We start from the raw sequence: 7839 nt of genomic DNA on the forward strand, positions 1-7839 counted from the left end.
CGTCGGCGTCGAGCCAGCCGATCACGGAGCGACGCGACGACCAGGCCCGCGCACCACCGCCGTCGAGCCAGAAGACGCGGTCGTGGGAGGCGGCGACGGCGCGGAAGAGCTCCTCGGGGCTGGTCACGCCAGCTCCAGGAAGTTCGCGACCAGCTGCTCGCCGTAGGCCGAGAGGACGGACTCCGGGTGGAACTGCACACCGACCTGTGGCCTCGACCGGTGGGCCACGCCCATGACGATCGAGGAGCCGTCGGCCGCCTCGCACGTGGCGGTGACCGCGAGCTCCGCCGGCACCTCGAGCGCGGCGAGCGAGTGGTAGCGCACCGCGGCGAACGGGGCCGGCACGCCGGCGAAGAGCACTGAGCCGTCGTGGGTCACCGAGGCGAGCTCACCGTGGGCCGGCGCGATGCGATCGACCCTGCCGCCGTACGCCGCGACCATGCCCTGCATGCCGAGGCAGACCCCGAAGATCGGTCGCTCGTCCTCGCGGATCAGCGCCGCGCCGAGCGAGAAGAACGCCGGGTCGTGCGGCGACCCCGGGCCCGGCGACAGCACGAGGTGAGTGAACCCGTCGAGGTCGTCCCGATCGACCGCATCGTGCGAGACCACGTCGGGCAGCGAGCCGGTCACGGCGGCGATCAGGTGCGCGAGGTTCCACGTGTAGGAGTCGTGGTGGTCCACGACCACGACGCGCGGAGCCGCGGCATTCACGGGACCAGGAGCTCGCAGACGAGCTCGTGGATCAGGTCGAATCCGTGCTCGGTCAGGATCGACTCCGCGTGGAACTGGATGCCGCGGAACGTCGGCCCCCGCACCAGGTGGATGTCACCGGTCGGCTCGTCGTAGTCCGCCGTGATCCCCTCGGGCAGGGCCCCGTCGGCACCCACCCGCCCGACGAACGTGTTGTAGAACCCGACGCGCTCCACCCGCCCGTTGAACGGCACCGGCGACTGCGTGCCCTGGAAGACGATGTCCTTGTAGCCCAGCTCGATGCCGAGCCGCTCGCAGAGCGTCTGGTGGCCCAGGCAGATCGAGAGGAACGGCTGCCCCGAGCCGATCAGCTCGTCGGTCGCTGCGCGGAACGCCGCGATCTTCGGGTGGTCACCGTCGCGCGGGTCGCCCGGGCCGGGGCCGACGATCACGAGGTCGTACGCCGCGAAGCAACCGGGCGCGTAGTCCTCGAACTCGACGACGTCGGAGCTCATGCCCATCACCGCGAAGACGTGGCGGATCATGTTGACGAAGTCGTCCTCGCCGTCGAGGATCGCGACCCGCTTCCCCTTCAGCGACGCGTCGGGCGCCGAGCCGCCCTGGTCGGTCAGCCAGAACTTCGAGAGCCGCTGGTTGCGCGAGCCCAGGGCGAGGAGCACGTCCTCGTCCTGCGCGAGGGAGGCGATCGACCCCTCCGGCGCGGCGGGTGCGGCCGGCACCAGGCCGAACGCCGACAGGATGCCGCCCGCCTTCGCGTGCGTCTCCGCCACCTCGTACGCCGGGTCGGAGTCGCGCACGAGCGTGGCGCCCGCGGTGACCTTGAGCGCGCCCGACGTCGACACGTCGGCCGTGCGGATGATGATCGGACTGTCGGCGGTCGGCTCGCCCGACGCGTCGCGACCGAGCAGCGCGAGCGCCGAGGCGTAGTAGCCCCGGCCCTCGGTCTCGTACTTCTTGATCAGGCGGCAGGCGTTCTCCACGGGCGAGCCGGTGACGGTCGCGGCGTACATCGTGTCGCGGAGGATCTCGCGCACGTCGCGGCTCGATCGACCCGCCAGCAGGTACTCGGTGTGGACGAGGTGCGTCATCGGCTTGAGGAAGGGGCCGAGCACCTGGCCGCCCTCGTTGCAGATGTCGCACATCATCTTGAGCTCTTCGTCGACGACCATGAAGAGCTCGTAGATCTCCTTCTCGTCCTTGAGGAACTCGAGGAGGGCGGCCTTGCGATCCACGGCCTCGTCGCGCGGGATGCGGAACGTGCCGGAGATGGGGTTCATCCGGACGTCGCCGCCGTTGACGGAGACATGGCGCTCCGGGCTGGCCCCGACCAGGTAGCGGTCGCCGGTGAAGAAGACATAGGTCCAGTAGGCACCGCGCTCGCGCTCGAGCAGCCGACGAAAGACCGTCAGCGCCACGTCGCTGGACATCTGGGCGACCTGCGCCCGGAAGTGGCGGCCGACCACCAGGTTGGCGCCCTCGCCCTGCCCGATCTCGTCGCGGATGATCGACTCGACGACCTTCGCGTAGTCCTCGTCAGACGACTCGAACCCACCGCGGTCCTCGAACTCCACCGGTACGTCGGGCAGCGCCGCCAGCAGGTCGGCGACCGGCACCTCGGACTCGGCGTCGATGGTGACGACGACCAGCGGTGTGCCGTCGTCGTGCGCCTCGAAGCCGCGCTCGGTGACCTGGCGGAACGGGATCGCGACGAGCCGGTCGAAGCGCCGCCCGGCCTCGGGCACACCGGTCTCGAGCGGGATGTCGAGGATCGACTCGACCTCGGATCGTGCACCCGCGATCAGGGTCACGGTCGCCGAGTCGCGCAACCGGATCGCTGCCCACGCCTCGCGCCCCGTGATCGCGTCGAGCAGGGCTCGGGCGTCCGCGGCGGCGGCAGGCTGGTCAGGGGGCACCGAAGTCATGGCCGAAGCCTAACGACGGGCACCCTCCGCGGGCCCGCGATATCCGGCCGCTGGAAGTCGCGGCGTTCACCAACTCGTGACCCGCGAAGCGGTGCACACGGGGAGAAGTCCGACTTATCATGCTTCGACGGTTGCCGCGGGGGCCCCGTCGTCCGTCCTCGGGGGAACCATGCGTCACCGCCTCATTCTTCTCGTCAGCGCCCTGGGCCTCGCCTTCAGCGGCGCGACACTGCCGTTGACGGCTGCGCACGCAGCGACCGGCACCTTCGACACCGTCGACGCGAGCGTGGACGGTGAGGTCAGCGGCACCTTCACCTCGGACGCGGGTCGGGTCCGGGTCGAGCTGGTGGGCGCCGACGGCAAGATCTCCGACGACCCGACCTACGCCCCGGTCCCCGGCGAGCCCGTCTCCTTCGCGGCCGACGCCCTCGTCCTGGAGCCGGGCACCACGGCCACGCTGAAGCTGACGGCCTGTGACGACAACTGGACCAACTGCACGGTCACCGACGAGCGCAGCGTGACCCTGGCCGACGCCGGCCCGGTGACGGTCTCGGCTGCCCTCGCGCACCCGTCACCGATCGTCGCCGCCGAGCACCCGGAGAGCAGCATCCGCGTCACCGTCGGCAACACCGAGAACCGCGTCGGCCACCTCCGCATGTTCGTGACCTGGCTGGATCCCGTCGGGCACGTCGACTACTGGGACACCCACGCGGAGCTCCCCCAGCCCACCAGCACATACGACGCGGTCTTCATGCCGAAGCACATGAGCTCCGGTCTGCACCAGCTGCGGCTGACCGTCGTCGGCCCGCGACCCGGCACCACCACGACACGGGAGTTCGAGGTCGAGGTCGTCAACCCCGCGCCGAAGATCGCGAGCTTCACCCGGAGCTCCTCCACGATCTACCCCGCGAAGGACGGCTACCGCGACACCGTCCGGTTCAGGACGAGGCCGGCGGTCTTCGACGACGCCGACGAGGTCACCCTGCAGATCGAGGATGGGGAGGTGGACGGGATCGTCCGGACCCTCGAGCCGGTCTCGGCCAGCGCCACCGACGGTTACCTCTTCGAGTGGGACGGCAAGCACGACGACGGCAACACCCTCTGGGCTGGCCCGTTCCGCGCTGTCGTGACGCTGCGCGACTCCGTCGCACGCGCGCCCGAGGAGACAGCGGCGCTGTCGGTCGACGTGGTCCGCAAGCACCTCGCGACGCGCACCTGGACGAAGACGGTCACGCCGCGCGCCTCGTTCGTCCAGCAGTTCGTCGGGCGGTGCTCGACGATCCGGCGGCCTTCACTGCGGGGCTGGACGGGCTCGTTCGGGCTCTACAGCAACACGAAGTGCCGGAGTGGCTGGAACCCCAGCTGGACCGAGAGCCAGCACGCGCTCGTCGTGGCCAAGCCGTCGAACCTGCACCGCTACCTCGACGTCCGCGTTTCCGAGTACGGCGGCGCGGCCACGTCGCGGCCACGGAGCAGCCTCGGCGTCATGTACGCCTCGACCGCAGGTGAGTGGGGCGGACGAACGGTGCACGGCCCGACCCTGGGCATCCACCACGGGGCCACCGCGCCAGCATCGACCTTCCTCCACGATCGCTCCACGACACAGCCGTTCGTCTTCTGGAACGCGTACACCTACGAAGGCCGGAGGTACGACGTGAAGTCGTTCACGGTCCGCGTGCGCTACGAAGCGCTCGTCAACGACTGACATCCGCTGGAGGACCGAGATGACCCGACGCGTCACCACCCTTCTCACGACGCTCGGCGTCACCCTCGGCGGCCTGGTCGTGACCGCCGCGCCGGCCTCCGCGGCGTACACCGGGACCATCGGGCCGCTCGACACCAGTACCCCCGGCCATGTCCGCGGCACGGTGACCACCGACGCGCCGTACGTCGTCGTGCGCGTGATGGCCGAGGACTACTGGCAGATCGCCGCCTCCACGCAGGGAGCCGCAGCGGGGACCTTCGACTTCGACCTCGAGACCTGGGGCCTCGACAGCGGCCGGGTCCGGGTCGAGACATGCACCAGCGAGGGAGTCGGCTGCGCGGGGCTCACGGAGGAGCAGCCGTTCGAGGCGAGCGACGTCGTTCCGGAGGTGGTGTGGCCCGCCGACCCGTTCACCGGGGAGGACTTCACCATCGCCATCACCGACAGCGGCGGCGGGTACCTGTGGGCCCAGACGGCCACGGGCGACGGGGTCGTCGTCCCGGGCGACGGGACCCCTACCGTTCTACCTGCTCCCGTTGATGGCACGCAGAACGTCTACCTCAACCGCTGCGCGAACGGGATCTCCGCCTGCAACGGACTCACGCAGCGCGAGGTCACGATCGACCGTCCGATCTCCGCGGACGCGTTCCTGCCAGACCCGTGGTCGACCTCGCCTGCCGTGGTCAATGTGGACGCGACGCCGAGCGTGACCGCGGCCGTCGAGCTGCGCGGCACGGGCGTCAATCCGGAAGCATCGCTGGGCCTCGCGATCCACCCCACGGTCCTCAACGCTTCAGGCGCCGCGGTGGCCGGCGGCACGTCGAAGCTCTACGACCTGCCACTCAGCGACCGCACGATCACCTTCGAGGTCGGACTGGACCACCTCAAGAGCGGCGCCTACACATTGCGGATCGAGACCGCCTGGGGCGCGGAGCCGACACAGCGGGTCACGGAGGAGTTCCACCTCGAGGTCACCAACCCCGCCCCGGTGATCAACGCGCTCACCCGCAGTCCCTCCGCCGTCTATCCCGCTGCGGACGGCTACCTCGACAGCACCGTCCTGACGCTCACTCCTGCGACGTGGGCCGAGGCGGACAGCGCCCGCTTCGAGATCATCAACGGCGCCGGCACGGTGGTGCGGGACCTCAACCCCACCACCGACAACTCGTGGGATGGCTACAAGGCACGGTGGAACGGCACCTCGAACAGCGGCACCAAGGTCCCCTCGGGGACCTACACGGTGAAGGGCTACCTGACGGACAGGTCGGGCACGACGTCCGAGAAGGCGACGACAGTGACCGTGGTCCGCAAGCACCTCGCGAACCGGACCTGGACGCGCACCCAGACCGCGGCAGCGTCCTACGCCGACTGGAAGTACATCGGCTCGTGCTCGACGCTGCGCCGACCGTCACTTCGCGGGTGGAGCGGCTCCTTCGGGCTCTACAGCAACACCCGCTGCACGAAGGGCTTCAACGCCGGCATCGCCGAGACCCACCACGGCATGTACGTCGCGAAGCCCTCGAACTTGCGCCGCTACCTCGACGTCCGTGTCTCGGAGTACGGCGGCGCGGCGAAGTCGCGGCCCACCAGCCGACAGGGCCTGGCCTACCTCAGCACGAGCAACGAATGGCGTGCCGCGACAACCCTCACCTCCGGCCTCGGGACCCATCACGGTCTCACGCGCGCGGCTTCCGGATTCATCCATGACCGGGGCACCGCCTCGCCGTGGGTCTACTGGTCGGCCGCCGTGGTGGACGGCCGGCGGTACGACGTGAAGTCGTTCACGGTCCGCGTGCGTTACGAAGCGCTCGTCAGCGACTGACACCGTCGACGGCCACCTCCGTCGGCAAGGATCTTCGGCACAAATGCGGGTGATCCGAGCAAAGCGGAAATGTCTCCGTCGCCACCGAGGAGCACAGATCGCTACCGTCGTCCTGCGCCCGGGCCCAGCCCGGGTAGCAACCGACGCGGGCGGCCCGGCTACTCGGAATACCGGACCGCCCGCGGAGGGAGCATCGGTGCGAACAGTGTTCGCACCTGAGCGTGAAAACCACTGCATCGGGGCAGGAGGGGACGCATGGCGACGGGCAGCCGCAGCGCGCACCCCACCCGCCAGGCGCGCCGGCGCGCAGCGACGTACGACGAGATCGTGCGGGCAGCCCGGACGCTCCTCGCGCACGGGCAGGAGCTCACGGTGCGCGGCGTCGCCACGCGGATGGGCTCCAGCCCGGCGGGGCTCTACCGCTACGTCGCCAACCTCGACGAGCTGCGCGACCTGGTCGCCGCCGCGATCGACGAGAGCCTGGCCCTCGACGTCCAGACGGACCTCGCGCACCTGCCCGCATTCGACACGACGGCCCGCTGGCTCGCGGCCTGGACCGCCCTGCGCCGGTGGGGGCTCGCACGGCCCGAGGAGTTCCGGATGCTGCTCGCTCGCCCGCGCAGTGAAGGCGCTCCTGTCCGGGAGCTCTCCGACGCGCTGCTCGGCCGGCTCCTCCATGCCTTGTGCCAGCAGCACGACCTGCCGCTGCCGCCCCTGCCCACCGCTGCAGAGAGCGGTTTCGCGAACGGCGTTCGCGCACAGGCGGAGGCATGGCCGACGGAGCTCCGGTGGCTCCACGCCCGGGTCTGCGCGTCGCTCCATGGAGTGATCGCGCTGGAGGTCACGGGCTACGTCGACCCGGCACTGGTGGCGTCGGCGTCCCTCTACCGGAGCACGGTGATCGACTGGCTCGCGCGCCTCGGCCAGGCCGGAGACTTCGACCGCCTGATGCCGTTGCTGGACGACGAACTCGGTCGCTGACGGTTACCGGCGAGTCAGCAGAATGCATTTGCCAATGCGCCATGAAAGTTTTTCCTGAACCTCTGGACACCTGGCGAAAACCGGGTGCAGGATGACGCCTATTGGAGTTCGGGAATTCCGAGATCCCGACTTTCCAAGGCCTTGGGTGGCGACAGCTGTCGCATTCCGAGCATCTGAGGTCACAGGCACAACAGCACGCTGCATTTCTGTTCAGCAGCACCGCGTCCGCGGTGACTGACGTGACCCTCTTGCGCCGGGCGGCGCACACGATCTCGGGAGACTCGACGATGGCTGTAGCCACTGCGACCGCACACAGCGGTCAGGTGCGCTTCCAGCGCCGCGCGTGGACGATGTCCCGCGGCTGCTGGCGCCTCGTCGTCCTGCTCGGGCTCGCCTGGGTCGCTCTGGTCCTGCTGGGAGGGACGGCGCAGGCCGCGCCCACCGAGAAGCCGGGCGACAGCGCAGCGCCGGCGGCGCCCCGCCCCGTCCCGCTGCTCGGGCAGACCCTGGCGAACGTCGGCACCCTCGTCGACGAGCTGCCGCTGGACCACGTCACCCAGAGGCTCACGGGTTCGCGCACCGCTGTGCCGCAGCCCCTGGCCGAGGCCGTCGAGACCGCGACGAAGACCGTCGCGACCGCCGCCGACACCGCAGCGAAGACGGCATCGGCTGTCGCGACCGCCGCACCGGCGTACCTC

The 7839-nt window shown here is 70.2% G+C and carries 6 protein-coding genes; 4 read left to right on the plus strand and 2 right to left on the minus strand.

The window, feature by feature from the left end; all coding sequences use genetic code 11:
* Window positions 1-123: 123 nt before the first annotated feature.
* Entirely contained in the window at window positions 124-711 is a 588-nt protein-coding gene (locus VLF38_RS01665; protein WP_325269553.1) for an aminodeoxychorismate/anthranilate synthase component II, read from the minus strand.
* Entirely contained in the window at window positions 708-2633 is a 1926-nt protein-coding gene (locus VLF38_RS01670; RefSeq protein WP_325269554.1) for an anthranilate synthase family protein, read from the minus strand. The genes VLF38_RS01665 and VLF38_RS01670 overlap by 4 nt, the downstream gene beginning before the upstream one ends.
* Before the next feature lie 169 nt (window positions 2634-2802).
* Between VLF38_RS01670 and VLF38_RS01675 the strand changes: the two genes are divergently transcribed.
* The 4 genes from VLF38_RS01675 to VLF38_RS01690 form a co-directional block, all read left to right on the plus strand.
* A complete protein-coding gene (locus tag VLF38_RS01675) occupies window positions 2803-4338 on the plus strand; it encodes a hypothetical protein (protein ID WP_325269555.1) in 1536 nt (511 codons plus the stop codon).
* Between the two features lie 19 nt (window positions 4339-4357).
* On the plus strand, window positions 4358-6160 hold the full coding sequence (locus VLF38_RS01680; RefSeq protein WP_325269556.1) for a FlgD immunoglobulin-like domain containing protein: 1803 nt from the start codon (window positions 4358-4360) through the stop codon (window positions 6158-6160).
* Window positions 6161-6415: 255 nt separating this feature from the next.
* The gene (locus VLF38_RS01685) at window positions 6416-7141 is read left to right on the plus strand and encodes a TetR/AcrR family transcriptional regulator (protein ID WP_325269557.1); all 726 of its coding nucleotides are present in this window, start codon (window positions 6416-6418) and stop codon (window positions 7139-7141) included.
* A gap of 287 nt (window positions 7142-7428) precedes the next feature.
* Window positions 7429-7839: hypothetical protein (locus VLF38_RS01690; protein ID WP_325269558.1), on the plus strand; the 411-nt coding region annotated here is incomplete at its 3' end.

Origin of the sequence: Nocardioides sp. (assembly GCF_035481145.1) — a bacterium.
Taxonomy (GTDB): Bacteria; Actinomycetota; Actinomycetes; order Propionibacteriales; family Nocardioidaceae; genus Nocardioides.

Coding starts and splice junctions, on each gene's coding strand:
- VLF38_RS01670 (WP_325269554.1), bottom strand. CDS start 2,633: ATGACTTCGGTGCCCCCTGACCAGCCTGCCGCCGCCGCGGACGCCCGA.
- VLF38_RS01675 (WP_325269555.1), top strand. CDS start 2,803: ATGCGTCACCGCCTCATTCTTCTCGTCAGCGCCCTGGGCCTCGCCTTC.
- VLF38_RS01680 (WP_325269556.1), top strand. CDS start 4,358: ATGACCCGACGCGTCACCACCCTTCTCACGACGCTCGGCGTCACCCTC.
- VLF38_RS01685 (WP_325269557.1), top strand. CDS start 6,416: ATGGCGACGGGCAGCCGCAGCGCGCACCCCACCCGCCAGGCGCGCCGG.